Consider the following 17012-nt stretch of genomic DNA (forward strand, 5'->3'; position numbering starts at 1 on the left):
TAATTCAGGAGAAAACGGATGAGCAGCGAACTTTTCAATCAGCTCGAACAGAAAGTCGGCAACGCGATCGAGTCGCTCGAGATGCTGAAGATGGAAGCCGAGGAGTTGCGCGAGGAGAATGCCCGCCTCAAGCAGGAACACGAGGAGTGGGAACGCCGCCTGAACGGCCTGCTGGCCCAATTCCGTGAATTGGAAGGCAGCGAGAGCGCACAGAATTCGATTTCCTGAGCCGGCACGGCCTTCCATCGACGCCGGCAGCCATCATTCGCTGCCGGCGTTTCCCACCATGAGATCCCGCGACATCAGCAGCGCATCCTCGCGCCGCCCGGCATGCGCCGGGTAATAGTTCGCGCGCCGTCCGTCGACGACGAAGCCCATGGCGCGATACAGCGCCTGGGCGCCGTGATTGGTACCGCGCACTTCGAGCAGCATGCGCTCGCTGCCCCATGTCTCGGCCCGGGCGATCAAGCGTTCGAGCAAGCGTCGGGCCACACCACGCCGGCGCATCCCCGGATCGACGGTGATCGCCTGGAGTTCGGCCTCGAACGGCAGCCGATAGAGTATCGCATGCCCCACCAGCGCACCGCGCCCGTCATGCGCCCCCCAGCATTCGGCATGACCGTCGTCGAGCGCCTCGCTGAGCCACGCCTCGCGCCAGGGGTGCGCCTGCCCCAGGCGTTCGAGCGCGGTCAGTTCGTCGATGTCCCCCGGGGTCAATCTGCTCAGCCGTAGCTCAGTCATCGTTCACCCTGCCGCTTTCATCGACGTGGCTCGCGCCGCGATGCCAGGCCTTGCGCCAGTCCACCAACAGCGGCAGCAGGTCCCGCTTGGCGTCGGCCGATGCCATCAGTTCGTCCAGCGCGGGACCGCACCAGGCGGGAAGCTCGAGCAGCCGACTGCGACTTTCGGCAATCTCCAGCACCCGCTCGAGATCGTGGTGAGCGCCGAACAACAGCAGCCGCTCGAGCTGCCAGCCGCGCCGGCGCCGACCCTCGATGAATGCTCGCAGGCCCTCGCGGGCCTCCTCCAGCGGCGTCTGCGCCGGGATGTCGTCCATCAATGGCCAACGGAAGGCTTCGAAGGCCGGTGGCTGCGCGGTCTCGATGGCGGCAGCCTTGAACAGGTTGGCCAGCAGCCGCCGGGCGGCGGACGACGGCGCGCCGTCGGCGACCTGCAGAATCAGCCAACGGCCTTCCAGCGCGGCGACCTGCAGCGTGAAGCGCAGCGCCTCGCCGGGCACTTCCTCGACGCTCATGCCCGCTGAGCCTGCCGATGAGTCGGCGGGAACCGGCGCTTCGGGCTCACTGGCCTGCGGCTTGCCGAGCAGCGCCCGGGCCCGCTTGGTCGGCGAGCCGGCGGCCCGCGGCGTCGGGGTGGCGGCCGGCGGCGTCGCCTGTGCGGTCGCTTCGCGGGCGTCGTCGAGCAGCGCATGCAGGCGCCTTGCCGGCGGCTGACGGGGTTCGACGGGCGCCTCCGGCCATTCGCAACGCGGCGTTTCCAGGGCGTTGGGCAGCCGATAGCGGCTGACCCAGACGGTCAGCCCCATCGCTTCAAGATATTGCGAGCGCTGCGGTTCGCCCGCCGTATCAACCACCACTGCCGCCCCGGCAATTGGGCGAATCGGGGCGCGCATTGCCGCGCGCCTGCCATTCGGCCGGGGTGTACAGGTGCAGGGCCAGGGCGTGCACCGGGCCGGACAGCTCGTCGGCCAGCGTCGCGTAGATCTGCTGATGGCGCTTGACCGGCATCAGCCCGGCGAAACGTTCAGATACCAGCGTGACCTTGAAGTGGGTCTCCGAGTTGGCCGGCACACTATGCATGTGGCTCTCGTTCTCGACGGTCAGATGGACCGGCTCGAGCGAGCGCAGCTTGTCTTCGATTCGTGCCTGAACATTCATGGCGTCTCCTCCCGGGTCGCAAGCGTTTCATTGTAACGTCTAAGCCACGCGCTGGATAAGCCACGCGCTGGATAAGGCTCGCTCACGCCGCGCGGGAACGCCTCGCCAGCGGCACGCGCCACAGGCTCAGCACCAGGGCCACCACGACGAAGCCACAACCTAGCCATAGCGCCAGGGACAGCGAGCCGAACGGCAGCGCCAGCATCATGCCGACCATCGCGGTGCCCAGCGCCTGGCCGAAGGTGCGCACCGAGGCCAGTACGCCGGAGGCGTTGGCGCTGTACTCGAGCGCCACGCTGCCGATCATTTCGCGATTGTTGGGCGCCTGGAAGATCCCGTAGCCGACCCCGCACAGCGCCACCCGCCAGGCGATGTCGCCGGGCAATGCCGCCTCGCCGAGCATGGCCAACGTCAGCATGCCGAGCAGGAAGATCGCCAGCCCCAGCGACGAGATCAGCGTCGGGTTGAAGCGATCCGCCAGGCGGCCGGCGAACGGACCGGTCAGCATCAGTGCCAGCGGCCAGGGCGTGAACAGCACCGCCGCGGCGATCGGGCTCAGGCCCATCACGCTCTGGAACAGAATCGGCAGACCGACGAACGCCGCGCCCTGGGCGATGAACGCCAGCATCGAGATCACCGCCGCCACGCTGAAGCGCGGCTCGCGAAAGATCACCAGCGGTACCAGCGGGCTCATTGCACGGCGCTGACGCCACACGAACAGCACCAGACAACCCAGGCTCGCCGCGAGCGGCAACAGCGCCGCCGAACTGGCGTGGTCGCGGCCGAGGCGGTCGAGGGCGAACACGAAGCCACTGACCATGACCATCGACAGCAGCGCCCCGGGCCAGTCGAAGCGCCCCGCCTCGGGCGTCTCGCGGGGCAGCGCGCGAAGCGCCAGAGCCAGCGCGGCGATGCCGATCGGCACGTTGATGGCGAACAGCCAGGGCCAGCTCGCCAGATACAGGATAGCGCCGCCCAGCGACGGCCCGAAGGCGATGCCGAAAGCCACCACCAGCGCGCCCAGGCCGATCGCCGAGCCCAGCAGGCGCGGCGGGAAGATCACCCGATACATCGACGGGCCGATGCTCAGCATGGCCGCCGCGCCGATCCCTTGCACCATCCGCGACACCACCAGCCATTCGAAACTGCGCGAAAGCGCACAGGCCAGCGAAGCCAACGTGAACACGCCCAACCCGCCGATATACAGCCGGTGACGGCCGACCAACCGGCTCAGCGCGGCGAACGCCAGCAGCGTCGAGGCGCTGACCAGTTGGTAGATATTGGTGATCCATACCGCGCGGGACTCGCTGACGTCGAGCTCGCGGGCCAGGGTCGGCAGCGCGATGTTGACGATGCCGCCGTCGAGCACCGCCATCAGGGTACCGAGTATCAGCACCAGCATCGCCAGACGGCGCTGCGGGCCGGGCAATCCGGTGTCACCGGGGCGGGTTTCGAACAGTCGCTTGATCAGCATGTCGGGCGGCTCCGGCCGACAGGCGCAAGCGAAACGGGCTCAGGGGCGTGGCGGGAATGGCTCGAGCGGCTCACCGACGGTCTCAGTCCTCGTCGGTTTCGAGCAGCAACTCATCGTCGATATCGGAGATCTCGATGGGCTCGTCGTCCTCGAGATCGAGCGCCAGGTAGCTGTGCTCGACCACCACGAAGCGCTCGAACAGCGCCCAGTCGAGGCGGTCGGGCCATTGCCGGGTGTCTTCCTCCCAGGCCCGCAGCTCGTTCTCGAGGATGTCGAGGTGGCGCTCGCGCACATAGGCGGCCAGCGCTTCCGGGGTGTCCATCTCGGGAATCAGGTAGACGGTGCTCTCGCTATCGACGTCGGCGAGGGTCAGGTCGTCCTCGCCGACGGTTGGTTCCAGCGAGTTGACCCAGTCGACGAACGCCTGGGTAGGCTTGACGCTCAGCGCGGAACGGTTGAGCAGTTTCATCGTCACTCTCCTGGAGAAATGGCCTGGACAGATGGGCCTCGACAAACGGCTCCTCGACAGATGGCGTCTTCGACAGACGAACTCCCGGTGGACGGGTCTCGGCAGACCTGTCCGGGAACGCGTGCCGAAGCAGCAGCAAGGTTTCGATGGCGCGACGCGGCGTCGAAACGCCGCTCATTATGGGCGCTCGCGGCGCCGCTTACCAATACTTCCCGCGAGCCGCGAGCCGCGAGCCGCGAGCCGCGAGCCGCGAGCCGCGAGCATCAGGCTAGCCCGTAGCCCGTAGCCCGTGGCTCGTAGCCCGTAGCCCGTAGCCCGTAGCCCGTAGCCCGTAGCCCGTAGCCCGTAGCCCGTAGCCCAGCCTCACTCCGGGCGCATGGCGGGAAACAGCAGCACGTCGCGGATCGAGGCGCTGTCGGTGAACAGCATCACCAGCCGGTCGATGCCGATGCCCTCGCCGGCGGTCGGCGGCAGACCGTACTCCAGCGCGCGCACGTAGTCGGCATCAAAATACATCGCCTCGAGATCGCCGGCGTTCTTCTCGGCGACCTGGGCGGCGAAGCGCTCGGCCTGGTCCTCGGCGTCGTTGAGCTCCGAGAAGCCGTTGGCGATCTCGCGCCCGCCGACGAAGAACTCGAAGCGGTCGGTGACGAACGGATCGGCATCGTTGCGTCGCGCCAGCGGGCTGACCTCGGCCGGGTATTCGACGATGAAGGTCGGCTGGTCGAGGCGATGCTCGGCGACCTCCTCGAAGATCTCGGTCTGCAGCTTGCCCAGCCCCCAGCCGGGCTTGGCCTGGATGCCCAGGCGCTCGGCGGTGGCGCGGGCCGTCTCGAGGGTCGCGATATCATCCTCGGTCAGGCTGTCGCCGTGCTCGAGGATCGCCTGGCGCAGCGTCAGGCGGCGAAACGGCCGGCCCAGGTCGTACTCGGCGCCCTGGTAGTTCAGCACGCTGGTGCCCAGCACTTCCTCGGCGGCATTGCGGATCATCGCCTCGGTGAGATCGAGCAGGTCCTTGTAGTCCGCATACGCCCAGTAGAATTCGAGCATGGTGAACTCGGGGTTGTGGCGCGTCGACAGCCCCTCGTTGCGGAAGTTGCGGTTGATCTCGAACACCCGCTCGAAGCCGCCCACCACCAGCCGCTTGAGATACAGCTCCGGGGCGATGCGCAGGTACATGTCGATGTCCAGCGCGTTGTGGTGGGTGGTGAACGGCCGCGCCGTCGCCCCGCCGGGGATCGGCTGCAGCATCGGCGTCTCGACCTCCATGAAGCCGCGCGCCTCGAAGAAGCGACGGATCGAGGCGATCACGCCGGCGCGCACTTCGAACGCGCGGCGCGACTCGGGGTTCATGATCAGATCGACGTAGCGCTGGCGATAGCGCGCTTCCATGTCGGTCAGGCCGTGGAACTTGTCGGGCAGCGGGCGCAGGCTCTTGGTCAGCAGCTGCGCCTCGTCCATCTTGACGTACAGATCGCCCTTGCCGGACTTGTGCACCGGCCCGCGCGCGGCGACGATGTCGCCGATGTCCCAACCCTTGACGTCCTCGAGCACGTCCTCGGGCAGGCCCTGCTTGTCGACGTAGAGCTGGATCTGCCCGGAGACGTCCTGGATCACCAGAAACGGCCCGCGCTTGCGCAGGATGCGCCCGGCGACCGCCGCCTGACGACCCAGCGCCTCGAGCTCGGCCTTGTCCCTGTCGCCCAGCTCGGCCTGCAGCTCGGCGGCCAGACTGTCGCGGCGAAAGTCGTTGGGAAAGGCGCTGCCGCCCTGGGCGGCCGCCTGCTCGCGACGCGCGGCCAGCTTGGCGCGGCGCTCGGCGATCAGGCGGTTCTCGTCCTGGGCCTCGGGGGAAGATTGCGGGTTGTCCTGATTCGCCATGTCGTTACCTGTAAAGAGTTGGCTACGGGCTGCGAGACACGAGCTACGAGCGCACACCGACGAGCTATCGCTCGGGGCCCGTGGCTCGCAGCTCGAGGCTACAACCCCTGCTTCAAGCTGGCCACGATGTACTGATCCAGATCCCCGTCGAGCACCTTCTCGCAGTTGCTCGACTGCACGCCGGTGCGCAGATCCTTGATGCGCTGGTCGTCGAGCACGTAGGAGCGGATCTGGCTGCCCCAGCCGATGTCGGCCTTCGAGTCCTCGGCTTCCTGCTTGGCGGCGTTGCGCTTTTGCATCTCGAGCTCCCACAGCTTGGCCTTCAACTGCTTCATGGCGAAGTCGCGGTTGGCGTGCTGGCTGCGCTGGCTCTGGCACGAGACGACGATGCCGCTGGGCTCGTGGGTGATGCGCACCGCCGAGTCGGTGGTGTTGACGTGCTGGCCGCCGGCGCCGCTGGAGCGGTAGGTGTCGGTGCGCAGGTCGGCGGGGTTGATCTCGACCTCGAAGCTGTCGTCGATCTCCGGCGACAGGAACACCGAGGCGAACGAGGTGTGGCGGCGCCCGCCGGAATCGAACGGGCTCTTGCGCACCAGCCGATGCACGCCGGTTTCGGTGCGCAGCCAGCCGAAGGCGTACTCGCCCTGCACGTGCAGCGTCGCCGACTTGATGCCGGCCACCTCGCCGGCGGAAAGCTCGACGATGTCGGTCTTGAAGCCATGGTGCTCGCACCAGCGCAGGTACATGCGCAACAGCATGTTGGCCCAGTCCTGGGCTTCGGTGCCGCCGGAACCGGCCTGGATGTCGAGATAGGCGTTGTTGGCGTCCATCTCGCCGGAGAACATCCGCCGGAACTCGAGCTGCTCGAGCGCCGCCTCGAGCTGCTCGAGCTCCTTGCGGACTTCATCGACGGTGTCGTCGTCCTCTTCCATCACCGCCAGCTCCAGCAGGTCGGCGTTGTCGCCGAGGCCCTGGTCCAGCTGGTCGATGGTGGCGACGATCTGCTCGAGCGTCGAACGCTCCTTGCCCAGCTTCTGGGCATGCTCCGGATCGCTCCAGACGTCGGGATTCTCGAGCTCGCGGGTGACCTCCTCTAGCCGATCCTTCTTCTCGGCATAGTCAAAGATACCCCCTCAGGACATCTGTCCGCGCGGACAGGTCCTTGATCTGCTGGTTGATCGGATTGATCTCTTGCATGGTCATCCTGTATCGGCATCGGCGTGCGCAGACACTCAGTAAAAAACTGCAGTCAAGAACACCGGGCAAGGACCCGGCGCACGAAAGAAGATGACCATTGTAGCCAACCCGGACAGCACCGTCATCCGCCATGCCGGGCGCCAGGCGCCATTGCCGGCAAGCGGCCAGCGTCGCGTGCGCCCCGGCCTGGAGCGGCTATGCATATTCCGAAAACCCGTATTCAAAATTCGCAATGGACATCGTCCCGGCGTAGCGAGATGGTCTGACAAGTTCGTGACTTTAGCGAGCCTGCTAATGGCTCAGCCGTCATCGGGACAACAACAACCACCCAGGAAAAGCTATGCACTGCAAACGTCGTTCGCTGATCGCCGCCATCACTCTATCCTCCGGCCTGATGGCCGGCCCGCTGTACGCCGAGACCCTGGACATCGGGGTCATGGGTGAGCTGGCCTCCTTCGACACTTCGCAGGTCTCCGGCGGGGTATGGGAATCGCAGATCCTCATGGACGTCTACGAGGGTCTGCTCAAGCAGAACCCCGAAGGCGAGTTGATGCCCGGCATGGCCACCAAGTGGGAGGTCTCCGAAGACGGCGAGACCTATACGTTCCGTCTGCGCGAGGGTGCCAAGTGGTCGGACGGCGAGCCGGTCACCGCCGAGGACTTCGTGTTCGGCTGGCAGCACCTCCTCGACCCGGCCAGTGCCTCGAAGTACGCCTATCTGCTCTACCCGATCAAGAATGCCGAAGCGGTCAATGCCGGCGACAAGCCGCTCGACGCGCTCGGCGCCGAGTCGCTGGACGGTGGCAAGACCCTCAAGGTCACCCTCGAGTCGCCGACGCCGTTCTTCCTTCAACTGCTGACCCACTACACCGCGTATCCGGTACCCAAGCATGCCGTCGAGAAATACGGCGATGACTGGGTCAAGATGGACAACATCGTCACCAATGGTGCCTTCAAACCCGTCGAGTGGATCTCGCAGTCGCGCATCAGCGTCGAAAAGAACCCCGAATACTATGACGCCTCCGACGTTTCCCTGGACGGCGTCAACTACTTCACCACCGAGGACCGCAACGCCGCGATCTCGCGCTTTCGCGCCGGCGAGCTGGATATCATCCGCGACTATCCGTCGAGCCGCTATCAGTGGCTGAAGGATAATCTGCCGGACGCCACCCACCTGAGCCCGATGCTGGGTTCCTACTACTACGTGCTCAACGCCCGCGAAGGCCGGCCGACTGCCGACGCACGGATCCGCGAAGCGCTCAACCTGGTGGTGCGGCGCAAGGTGCTTTCCGAGCAGATCATGGCCGGCAGCTTCAAGGACGCCTACTCGCTGGTCCCGCCGGGCACCAGCCGTTACGAGGTTCAGCGCATGGACGGTGTCGATGGCGACTATCAAGCGCGCCTGGCCAAGGCCAAGCAGCTGATCAAGGAGGCCGGCTACGGCCCCGACAACCCGCTGAACCTGCAGCTTCGCTACAACACCTCCGACGAGCACAAGAAGATCGCCATTGCCCTGGCGGCGATGTGGAAGCCGCTCGGCGTCAATATCCAGATGATCAACGCCGAGGCCACCGTCCACTATCAGACCATCCAGCAGGGCGACTTCGACATCGCCCGGGCCGGCTGGATCGCCGACTACAACGATGCCGAGAACTTCCTGACCCTGCTGCGCAGCGGTGTCGGCAACAACTACGGCGGCTACTCCAACCCCGAGTACGACAAGTTGCTCGACCAGGCCGCCAATACCCTGGATCTCGACAAGCGCCAACAGCTCCTGCAGCAGGCCGAGAACGTCGCCCTCGACGACTACGCCCTGGCGCCGCTGCTCTACTACGTGACGCGCAATCTGGTGAATCCGTCGATCGCCGGCTGGCAGGACAACGCCGAGGACGACCACCCCTCGCGCTGGGTGACCTTCACCGAGTAAGCCCCTTCCCATGACGAATTCGCCGCCCCTGCCGGGGCGGCGTGCGGAATACTCCATGCTGACCTATACGCTGAAGCGGCTGCTGCAGGCCGTCCCGACGATGCTGGTGGTGATCACCCTTTCGTTTTTCCTGATGCGCGTCGCCCCGGGCGGCCCGTTCGACGGCGAGCGCCAGTTGCCGCCCGAGATCGAGGCCAACCTCAAGGCGGCCTATCATCTTGACGACCCCTTGCCGATGCAGTACCTGCGCTACATGGGCAACCTGCTGCAGGGCGATTTCGGGCCGTCGTTCAAGTACAAGGACTTTTCGGTCACCGAGTTGATCGCTCAGGGCTTCCCGGTGAGTCTCGAGATCGGCGGGCTGGCGATTCTGCTCGCGCTGCTGCTCGGCCTTCCGCTGGGAATCATCGCCGCGCTCAGGCGCAATTCGGCGGTCGATTACGCGGTGATGAGCGTGGCGCTGGCCGGCATCGCGGTGCCCAACTTCGTGATCGCGCCGATCCTGGCGCTGGTCTTCGGCGTGCTGCTCGCCTGGCTGCCGGCCGGCGGCTGGAATGGCGGCGCGCTGCCCAACCTGGTGCTGCCGGTGATCGCCCTGTCGATCCAGCAGATCGCCTACATCGCGCGGATGATGCGCGCCAGCATGATCGAGGTGCTCGGCAGCCACTATATCCGCACCGCGCGCGCCAAGGGACTCTCCGAGCGCCAGGTGATCTGGCGCCACGCGATCCGCCCGGCGCTGCTGCCGGTGACCTCCTATCTGGGCCCGGCGGTCGCCGGGATCATCACCGGCTCGGTGGTGATCGAGCAAATCTTCGGCATTCCCGGCATCGGCCGTTACTTCGTGCAGGGCGCGCTCAACCGCGACTACACCCTGGTGATGGGCACGGTGGTGTTCTACGGCGCGCTGATCGTGCTGATGAACCTGCTCGTCGATCTGATCTATTCCGCGCTCGACCCGCAAATCCGCTATGACGACTGACCGGCCAGGGATGCACTGCCATGACCACTGATACCACGCCCTACAGCGGCCGCAACATGCCGGCCGGCGGCCCCTACCCACCCGCCGAGCCCGACCCGGCGGGCGCTCCGGTCGCCGGCGAGAGCCTCGGCCGGGACGCCTGGCGGCGGCTCAAGCAGAACAAGGCGGCGATGGTCAGCCTGGTGCTGCTGATCGCGATCGCCGCGGCCTGCCTGATCGGCCCCTACCTGCTGCCCTGGGGGCTCGCCGAAGTCGACTGGAGCGCCTTCAACGCCGCGCCGAGCCTCGAGAACGGCCACTTCCTGGGCACCGACGCCAACGGTCGCGACCTGCTCACCCGCACCCTCTACGGCGGCCGCGTGTCGCTGTCGGTGGCGCTGGTGGCGAGCTTCGTCAGCCTGGTGATCGGGGTACTCTACGGCGCCATCTCCGGCTACGTCGGCGGACGCCTGGACAGCGTCATGATGCGCTTCGTCGACATCATGTACTCGCTGCCGTTCATGTTCCTGGTGATCCTGCTGATGGTGGTGTTCGGGCGCAACATCTTCCTGATCTACGCCGCCATCGGCGCGGTCGAGTGGCTGGACATGGCGCGCATCGTGCGTGGCCAGACGCTGGCGCTCAAGCAGCGCGAATTCATCGAGGCCGCCCACGCGCTGGGCGTGCGCGACCGCAAGATCGTCACCCGCCACCTGATTCCCAACGCCATCGGCCCGGTGATCGTCTATGTCACGCTCACCGTGCCCAAGGTCATCCTGCTCGAGAGCTTCCTGTCGTTCCTCGGCCTCGGCGTGCAGGAGCCGTTGACCAGTTGGGGCGTGCTGATCTCCGAAGGCACCGACATGATGCAAAGCGCGCCGTGGCTGCTGATCGTGCCCTCGCTGTTCCTCGCCACGACGCTATTCTGTCTCAACTTCCTGGGCGACGGGCTGCGCGATGCCCTCGACCCGAAAACACGCTGAGGTGACCGTGGCTGACAATCTGCTTGAAATCGACAACCTGAGCGTCGACTTCCAACTGCCCACCGGCACGGTCTCCGCGGTCAAGGGCGTGAGCTTTTCGATCCAGCCCGGCGAGACGCTGGCGCTGGTCGGCGAATCGGGCTCGGGCAAGTCGGTGTCATCGACCGCCGCGATGCGCCTGCTGCCCGAACTGGCCCAGACCTCGGGCGCCATTCGCTTCAAGGGCGAGGATCTGTTGAGGGTCACGCCCAAGCGCATGCGGCGCATCCGCGGCAATGCGATCTCGATGATCTTCCAGGAGCCGATGACCTCGCTCAATCCGCTGCACCGCATCGGGGCGCAGATCGCCGAGGTGCTGGAAAAGCACCGCGGGCTCAAGGGCCGCAAGGCTCGCGCCAAGGTCGTCGACCTGCTCGAGCAGGTCGGCATTCCCGAGCCCGCCCGACGCTCACACAGCTACCCCTACGAGCTTTCCGGGGGCCAGCGCCAGCGAGTGATGATCGCCATGGCGCTGGCCTGCGAGCCGGAACTGTTGATCGCCGACGAACCCACCACCGCGCTCGACGTTACCGTTCAGGCGCAGATCCTGGCGCTGCTCAAGGACCTGCAGGCGCGCTATGGCATGGCGATCCTGTTCATCACCCATGATCTGGGCATCGTCCGCCACTTCGCCGACCGGGTGTGCGTGATGCGTCGCGGCGAGCTGGTCGAGAGCGGCACCACCGGCGAGGTGTTCGGCAACCCGCAGCACGACTACACGCGCATGCTGATCGATGCCGACCCCCACGGTCGCAAGGCGCCGGTCGACGACACCCTGCCGGTGCTGCTCGAGGCCAGGGACCTGCGCGTGCGCTTCACGCTCAACAAACGCCTGTTCCGCGACAGCGAATACTTCGAGGCGGTGCGCGGTATCGACCTGAGCATCCGTCGCGGCCAGACCGTGGGCATCGTCGGCGAGTCCGGCTCGGGCAAGTCGACACTCGGCCGGGCGCTGTTGCGGCTGCTCAAGAGCCAGGGCGATATTCGCTTCGGCGATCACGATCTCAGTGTACTGGACGCATCGGGCATGCGCCCGCTGCGCTCGCGCATGCAGGTGGTCTTCCAGGACCCCTTCGGCTCGCTGTCGCCGCGCATGACCGTCGGCGAGGTGATCAGCGAGGGGCTGGGCGTGCATCATCCGGAATTCAACCGCCGCCAGCGCGAAGCGCAGGTGATCGCCGCACTCAAGGAAGTCGCGCTCGACCCGGCGATGCGCAATCGCTATCCCCACGAGTTCTCCGGCGGCCAGCGTCAGCGCATCGCCATCGCCCGGGCACTGGTGCTCAAACCGGAATTCCTGCTGCTCGACGAGCCCACCTCGGCGCTGGATCGCTCGGTGCAGGTCACGGTGATCGACCTGCTGCGCGATCTGCAGCAAAAATACGAGCTGACCTATCTGTTCATCAGCCACGATCTTTCGGTGGTGCGCGCGCTGGCCGACAGCGTGCTGGTAATGAAGGAGGGCCAGGTGGTCGAGCAGGGCACGACCGAAGCGATCTTCGCCAACCCGCGCGAGCGCTACACCCAGGAACTGATGAGGGCCGCCTTCGTCGATGACGCCGCCTGAGCCGACGAGTCGTAACGAAGAACCCGGCCTGGAGGGCCGGGTTCTTCGTGAGGCACGGAGCGAGAGTCTCAGAAGCGATAGGTCAACTGAGCACCGAAGCCATTGATCGAATTGTCGTAGTCGGCCTGGTAACTGCCTGCCGTAGCCGAGGATTCATCGACCGGGGCGGTATCCTCATCAATATAAGTATAGGCTACATCGATGGTCAGATCCGGGACTGGGGTCCAGCCCGCACCCAACGAGTAGATCATGCGATCGCCGGTAGGTACGCGCACGGTACGTACCTCATCGCTGATCGGCGACTCGTCATAGGCCAACCCCGCGCGAACAACCCAGGACGGCGACAACTGATAGGCCGTGCCAACTGCATACTGCCAGGCGTCGTCGTAATCCTGGACTTCGGTGCGCGTTCCCAACGGACTATCATTCTCGATCACCAGCTGGTCGAAGCTGCTCCACTTGACCAGAGCCGCTCCGGCCATCAGCGTCCAGCGGTCGTTGACATCATGCGTTACCGAGAAGTCGATGGTTTCCGGCAGCGTGATATCCAGCGATGCATCGTAGCTGGCATTGGGCAAGGTAATACCATTACCGACATAGACGTTACGAGTGTCAAAATCGCCCTCCAATTCGTAATCCACATCAGAGCGGTAGGTAATGCCGAAGGTAGTCGACTCGACCGGCTTGTACATTAAACCAAAAGTAAAACCGTAGGCTTCATCGTCGCCCTGAACGTTGACACTACCGTCACCCGAAGCTCCCAAGGTAGCTTTTTCCAACTCTCCTTTAATGCGGTTGTAGGTGATCCCGAAACCGGCCGAGAACTGACTATTGAACTTGATCGACAACGTCGGCTGAACCGTGATGACCGAGACATCGCTGTAGTTGCCGAAGTAGCGTCCCTCGAAACCATCCTCGTAGTCGGTGATCACCCCAAACGGCGCATAGACGCCCAGACCGAAGTGAAGGTTATCGTTGATCGGCTGTACAAAGTAGCCGAAGGGCACGGTTTTGCCAGGTACCATGTCGCCCTCGTTACTTCCAGGGAAGGTACCGCTGGCGTTGTTGATCTCACTCTCGACGTCAAGATAGGTTGCCCCGGCGGTGACCTGGGCACGATCCAGGAACGACATGCCCGCCGGATTGCCGAAAACAATCGAGGCATCGGTGACGTTCGAGCTGCGCCCGGCAAATGCCGTGCCCTGCGAACTGACGCTCTGCTCGTTCAACTGAAAGCCACCGGCCATGGCCTGGCTAGAAACCAGCGCCGCCGAGGCAGCGGCAATCGCGATGGTGAGCTTGTTGATCTTGTTGTGCATGATGATCCGTTCCCTATTCTTAAGCTGGCGTGATGATGGGCTTGCCCCTACCAGATAATGGCAGTCCTAGTCGTTTTGGCTGATCGATGAAACCAAGTCAAGAACAAACGACCGTTTCAATTGCCTGCAACACCTATCCATTGGTCGAAGACGATGCGTACCCTTCTCGCCAGGCCCCGCGCCATGCTGGATAGCGCGGAATCGCTATGTTGCGCTTGGCCGTTTTACCAATCCCTCGACCCGACCCTTTATCCATGTATGATCCTCAGGTTATAGATTCCTTGCCAAGAGCCTGCCCAGGAGGCGCCATGAAAGTCATCGAACTGGCCCGCAGCGCCGGCGTCACCGCCGAAACGGTGCGCCATTACACCCGCGAAGGCCTGCTTCATCCCGAACGTGATCCGCGCAACGGTTACCAGTGTTACGGCAACGACTCGCTGACCCGGCTGCGCTTCATTCAGCGTGCCCGCACGCTGGGCTTCAGCCTCAGGGAGATCGGCGAGATCCTCGGTCACGCCGACCACGGCGATTCGCCGTGTCCCATGGTGCGCGACCTGCTCGCCGCGCGTCTGCCCGAGATCCAGCAGCGCATCAGCGAACTCGAGCAATTGGCCGCGCGCATGGGAAGCGCGTTGAACAGCTGGGCCGAAATGCCCGATGGCGTGCCCGACGGCAATACCATCTGCCAGCTGATCGAGCACTGGAACCAACCGTGCCAATCCGCAAACAGCGTTCATGAGCGAGATCGTTCAACACCGCGCCACCACCTGGCCGCTGACCCCGGCGGCCTGACCTACGGCGGCTGACCAGCCCATCGTTCGTTAGCGCCTCATGGCTTCGGCATTGCTATGCTGAGTCGAATACCGCCATTTCCGGAGAGCCCATGCCGACCCTCAACGGCGTCCTCGAGACGGCGCTGTATGTCGCCGACATGCCGCGTGCCCGCGACTTTTTCGAAACGGTGCTGGGACTCGCGCCGTTCACCGCCGATCATCGCTTCACCGCCTACGATGTCGGCAACCGGACGGTACTGCTGCTGTTCTTGCACGGCGAGACCGGGCAGACCGTCATCCTGCCGGACGCGATGGGTACCATTCCGCCCCACGACGGCGCTGGGCGCAGCCATATGGCGCTGGCCATCGACGCCGACCAGCTCGGCGCCTGGCAAGCGCGGCTCGCCGAACACACGGTAGAAATCGAGGGGCGCACCCACTGGCCGCGTGGCGGCGAGAGCCTCTACTTTCGCGACCCCGACGGCCATCTGCTGGAATTGGCCACGCCCGGCGTGTGGCCGAGTTATTGAAGACAATTACTAAAGCGGCGGCGGGACGCTGTATTTACGTTACGAGCGAAGAGAAGCTGGTCGCCGCAGGAACACAGCTACCGCAGTTGACTTGCTGCTCAATGAGGATGCGACGGTCCGACGCTTCGGTACCTCCGGCGGCCAGCCTATCGAGCGCAATAGTAAATTCAGTGTACCGGCTCGGCATGCTCGATCATCAGTTGAAGCGACTCCCGCCCCTTCCAGCGATTGCGCGAGAGCTTGTAGGCGCAGCGCAGCCGTGCACCGAGATCGAAGGCCGGCAATTCGCCCGGCGTCAGGGCGCGAAACCAGATCGCCCGCACGCTGGCCTGGCCCTGGCTCAAGGTCAGCATCACGTGGCTGCCATCGGCGCCGACCACCCGCAGGCCGTCGACCAGAAACTCGCCATCGAACAGCGGCGCGTCGAACTCGCGACCGAACGGCGCCAGCCGCTCGAGCTCGTCGAGGGTGGTCAGGCACAGCTGCGCCGCCAGCAGCTCGCCGTCGGTATACACGCAAGGGTACAGCTCGCACTCGCCGAGCTGTTCGTCGGCTGCCTGACGCAGCGCCGCGGCAAACTCCTCGAGCCGTTCGCGGGGCACGCCGACACCCGCCGCGCCGCGATGGCCGCCGAAGCGCGGCAGCGCCTGCGGCGCCAGCTCGTAGGCGCGCTGCAGCGCATCGCGCAGGTGCAGGCCGTCGATCGAGCGCCCCGAGCCGGTGAGCATGCCCGGCGTGACCGCCGGAGTCAGCACCAGCGCCGGCCGCCCGAAGGCCTGGACCAGCCTAGATGCGACGATGCCCTGCACCCCGGCATGGCCCTGATCGAGATGCACGATCACCACCCGAGCGCCTTCGGCGAGCTGGGCCATCGCCCGTTCGCGGGCCAGCTCGGTCATTTCGGCCTCGATCGCCTTGCGCGACTGGTTGTCGGCATCGAGCACTTCGAGATGCTCGCGCGCGCTGGCGTCGTCGGCGGCCAACATGAAGTGCAACGCTGCATAGGGGTCGTCGAGCCGCGAGCGGGCGTTGATCCGCGGGCCCATCTGGAAGGCCAGCGTCTCGGCGTCGAACGGCGTGCTGTCGGCGCCCAGGCGCTCGGCCATCACCCGCCAGCAGGGCGACTGCATGCGATTGATCAGCGTCAGCCCCTGGGTCACCACCGCGCGGTTGATGGCGCTGCCGCCCAGCGAGACGCAGTCGGCGACGGTGCCCAGCGCCACGTAGGACAGCCACGGCGACAGCTTGGGCGTCGACGGCGAGGCATGGCCGATCTCGATCAGCACCGCGCGGCTCAGCGACATCAATAGCCAAGCGACCATGCAGCCGGCGATGGTCGGATCGGGGAAGCCGCAGTCCTCGCGGGTCGGGTTGATGGTGGCGTAGGCCGAGGCCGGCGGCCCCTCCACCGGCAGGGCATGATGGTCGCTGACGATGACGTCGATGCCGGCCTCGCGCAGCCGGGCGATGCGCGGCTCGTCGGAAGAGCCACAGTCGGCGGTGATGATCACGCTGGGCCGCGGCGACAGTGCCAGCGCCCGCTCGACCAGCGGCAGGCTGATGCCGTAGCCATCAAAGATGCGATGGCCGATCAGGCTGTGCAGCTTGCAGGCCGGCACCCCGAACAGCTCGTTCAGGGTGCGCAGGATCACCACGTGCGAGGTGATGCCGTCGACATCATAGTCAGTGAGGATGCCGATGTGCTCGCCCTCGACGACCGCCCGGGCGATGCGCTCGGCGCCGCGCCGGGCGTCGGTGAGCCGCTCGGGATGCTCGAGATGGCGCAGGCTGGGTGTCACCAACGGTTCCAGCTCGCCCTGGTAGCCGGCGAGCCGCCCGGCGAGGATACGCGCCTGCAACTCGGAAAGCCCCGCATCGAGCCCACGCTGGTAGAGCGCCGCGTCGCGCGGGCGCGCCAGGATGCGCCGGGTCAGCAGGTCGCTGCTTGGGGATTTGCTCATAGGTTCGGTGATCACGACGGGCACGGCGGCTCC

At 65.6% G+C, this 17012-nt stretch carries 16 protein-coding genes; 7 read left to right on the forward strand and 9 right to left on the reverse strand.

The features are described 5' to 3' along the window. Window positions 1–18 precede the first annotated feature (18 nt). A complete protein-coding gene (locus tag HALZIN_RS0113330; protein WP_031384699.1) occupies window positions 19–228 on the forward strand; it encodes a cell division protein ZapB in 210 nt (69 codons plus the stop codon). Between the two features lie 33 nt (window positions 229–261). On the opposite strand, the gene rimI is transcribed toward HALZIN_RS0113330, so the two are convergent. From rimI to prfB, 7 genes are all read right to left on the reverse strand, one after another. Further along, entirely contained in the window at window positions 262–741 is a 480-nt protein-coding gene (gene rimI / locus HALZIN_RS0113335; RefSeq protein WP_031384700.1) for a ribosomal protein S18-alanine N-acetyltransferase, read from the reverse strand. Further along, window positions 734–1633 (reverse strand): hypothetical protein, encoded by a 900-nt coding sequence (locus HALZIN_RS0113340; RefSeq protein WP_150113119.1) that lies wholly within the window; start codon window positions 1631–1633, stop codon window positions 734–736. The genes rimI and HALZIN_RS0113340 overlap by 8 nt, the downstream gene beginning before the upstream one ends. Then, window positions 1587–1898 (reverse strand): BolA family protein, encoded by a 312-nt coding sequence (locus tag HALZIN_RS0113345; RefSeq protein WP_031384702.1) that lies wholly within the window; start codon window positions 1896–1898, stop codon window positions 1587–1589. Before HALZIN_RS0113345 ends, HALZIN_RS0113340 begins: the two co-directional genes overlap by 47 nt. An 82-nt stretch (window positions 1899–1980) precedes the next feature. Further along, complete coding sequence (locus tag HALZIN_RS0113350; RefSeq protein WP_031384703.1) at window positions 1981–3372, reverse strand: MFS transporter; 1392 nt, start codon at window positions 3370–3372, stop codon at window positions 1981–1983. Between the two features lie 82 nt (window positions 3373–3454). Then, on the reverse strand, window positions 3455–3841 hold the full coding sequence (locus tag HALZIN_RS0113355) for a hypothetical protein (protein WP_031384704.1): 387 nt from the start codon (window positions 3839–3841) through the stop codon (window positions 3455–3457). 363 nt (window positions 3842–4204) lie between these two features. Next, entirely contained in the window at window positions 4205–5722 is a 1518-nt protein-coding gene (lysS, locus tag HALZIN_RS0113360; protein ID WP_031384705.1) for a lysine--tRNA ligase, read from the reverse strand. A 98-nt stretch (window positions 5723–5820) separates the two neighbouring features. After that, window positions 5821–6919, reverse strand: a protein-coding gene (prfB, locus tag HALZIN_RS0113365; RefSeq protein WP_150113120.1) for a peptide chain release factor 2 whose coding sequence is annotated in 2 segments (ribosomal slippage) — window positions 5821–6843 and window positions 6845–6919 — 1098 coding nt in all. Because the reading frame shifts where the segments join, the coding sequence is not laid out codon by codon here. Window positions 6920–7259: 340 nt separating this feature from the next. Here prfB and HALZIN_RS0113375 point away from each other — a divergent pair. The 4 genes from HALZIN_RS0113375 to HALZIN_RS0113390 are packed head-to-tail and all read left to right on the forward strand — an operon-like array spanning window position 7260 to window position 12396. After that, window positions 7260–8846, forward strand: coding sequence for a peptide ABC transporter substrate-binding protein (locus tag HALZIN_RS0113375; protein WP_031384707.1), 1587 nt, complete (start codon window positions 7260–7262; stop codon window positions 8844–8846). Between the two features lie 55 nt (window positions 8847–8901). Beyond that, window positions 8902–9828, forward strand: coding sequence for an oligopeptide ABC transporter permease OppB (gene oppB, locus HALZIN_RS0113380; protein WP_031384708.1), 927 nt, complete (start codon window positions 8902–8904; stop codon window positions 9826–9828). A 56-nt stretch (window positions 9829–9884) separates the two neighbouring features. Then, window positions 9885–10790 carry an ABC transporter permease gene (locus HALZIN_RS0113385; RefSeq protein WP_035575673.1) on the forward strand — a complete coding sequence of 302 codons (906 nt, stop codon included), beginning with the start codon at window positions 9885–9887 and terminating at the stop codon, window positions 10788–10790. 7 nt (window positions 10791–10797) lie between these two features. Next, a complete protein-coding gene (locus HALZIN_RS0113390; RefSeq protein ID WP_236254992.1) occupies window positions 10798–12396 on the forward strand; it encodes an ABC transporter ATP-binding protein in 1599 nt (532 codons plus the stop codon). Window positions 12397–12464: 68 nt separating this feature from the next. Here the strand turns inward: HALZIN_RS0113390 and HALZIN_RS0113395 are convergent, their stop codons facing one another. Then, complete coding sequence (locus HALZIN_RS0113395) at window positions 12465–13715, reverse strand: OmpP1/FadL family transporter (RefSeq protein WP_031384711.1); 1251 nt, start codon at window positions 13713–13715, stop codon at window positions 12465–12467. A gap of 308 nt (window positions 13716–14023) precedes the next feature. On the opposite strand from HALZIN_RS0113395, the gene HALZIN_RS16935 reads away from it, so the two are divergent. Then, on the forward strand, window positions 14024–14521 hold the full coding sequence (locus tag HALZIN_RS16935; protein WP_035575371.1) for a MerR family transcriptional regulator: 498 nt from the start codon (window positions 14024–14026) through the stop codon (window positions 14519–14521). Between the two features lie 77 nt (window positions 14522–14598). After that, window positions 14599–15018 (forward strand): VOC family protein, encoded by a 420-nt coding sequence (locus HALZIN_RS0113405; protein ID WP_031384713.1) that lies wholly within the window; start codon window positions 14599–14601, stop codon window positions 15016–15018. 167 nt (window positions 15019–15185) lie between these two features. Here the strand turns inward: HALZIN_RS0113405 and HALZIN_RS0113410 are convergent, their stop codons facing one another. After that, entirely contained in the window at window positions 15186–16979 is a 1794-nt protein-coding gene (locus HALZIN_RS0113410) for a single-stranded-DNA-specific exonuclease RecJ (protein ID WP_031384714.1), read from the reverse strand. Window positions 16980–17012 lie beyond the last annotated feature (33 nt).

The sequence above is a fragment of the Halomonas zincidurans B6 genome, assembly GCF_000731955.1.
GTDB lineage: Bacteria > Pseudomonadota > Gammaproteobacteria > Pseudomonadales > Halomonadaceae > Modicisalibacter > Modicisalibacter zincidurans.

What these genes read in the sequence shown, in the direction of transcription:
- oppB (WP_031384708.1), top strand. Translation starts at nt 8,902, where the DNA reads ATGCTGACCTATACGCTGAAGCGGCTGCTGCAGGCCGTCCCGACGATG.
- HALZIN_RS0113340 (WP_150113119.1), bottom strand. Translation starts at nt 1,633, where the DNA reads ATGCGCGCCCCGATTCGCCCAATTGCCGGGGCGGCAGTGGTGGTTGAT.
- HALZIN_RS0113350 (WP_031384703.1), bottom strand. Translation starts at nt 3,372, where the DNA reads ATGCTGATCAAGCGACTGTTCGAAACCCGCCCCGGTGACACCGGATTG.
- HALZIN_RS0113405 (WP_031384713.1), top strand. Translation starts at nt 14,599, where the DNA reads ATGCCGACCCTCAACGGCGTCCTCGAGACGGCGCTGTATGTCGCCGAC.
- HALZIN_RS0113355 (WP_031384704.1), bottom strand. Translation starts at nt 3,841, where the DNA reads ATGAAACTGCTCAACCGTTCCGCGCTGAGCGTCAAGCCTACCCAGGCG.
- HALZIN_RS0113395 (WP_031384711.1), bottom strand. Translation starts at nt 13,715, where the DNA reads ATGCACAACAAGATCAACAAGCTCACCATCGCGATTGCCGCTGCCTCG.
- HALZIN_RS16935 (WP_035575371.1), top strand. Translation starts at nt 14,024, where the DNA reads ATGAAAGTCATCGAACTGGCCCGCAGCGCCGGCGTCACCGCCGAAACG.
- HALZIN_RS0113385 (WP_035575673.1), top strand. Translation starts at nt 9,885, where the DNA reads ATGCCGGCCGGCGGCCCCTACCCACCCGCCGAGCCCGACCCGGCGGGC.
- HALZIN_RS0113375 (WP_031384707.1), top strand. Translation starts at nt 7,260, where the DNA reads ATGCACTGCAAACGTCGTTCGCTGATCGCCGCCATCACTCTATCCTCC.
- HALZIN_RS0113410 (WP_031384714.1), bottom strand. Translation starts at nt 16,979, where the DNA reads ATGAGCAAATCCCCAAGCAGCGACCTGCTGACCCGGCGCATCCTGGCG.
- rimI (WP_031384700.1), bottom strand. Translation starts at nt 741, where the DNA reads ATGACTGAGCTACGGCTGAGCAGATTGACCCCGGGGGACATCGACGAA.
- HALZIN_RS0113345 (WP_031384702.1), bottom strand. Translation starts at nt 1,898, where the DNA reads ATGAATGTTCAGGCACGAATCGAAGACAAGCTGCGCTCGCTCGAGCCG.
- HALZIN_RS0113330 (WP_031384699.1), top strand. Translation starts at nt 19, where the DNA reads ATGAGCAGCGAACTTTTCAATCAGCTCGAACAGAAAGTCGGCAACGCG.
- lysS (WP_031384705.1), bottom strand. Translation starts at nt 5,722, where the DNA reads ATGGCGAATCAGGACAACCCGCAATCTTCCCCCGAGGCCCAGGACGAG.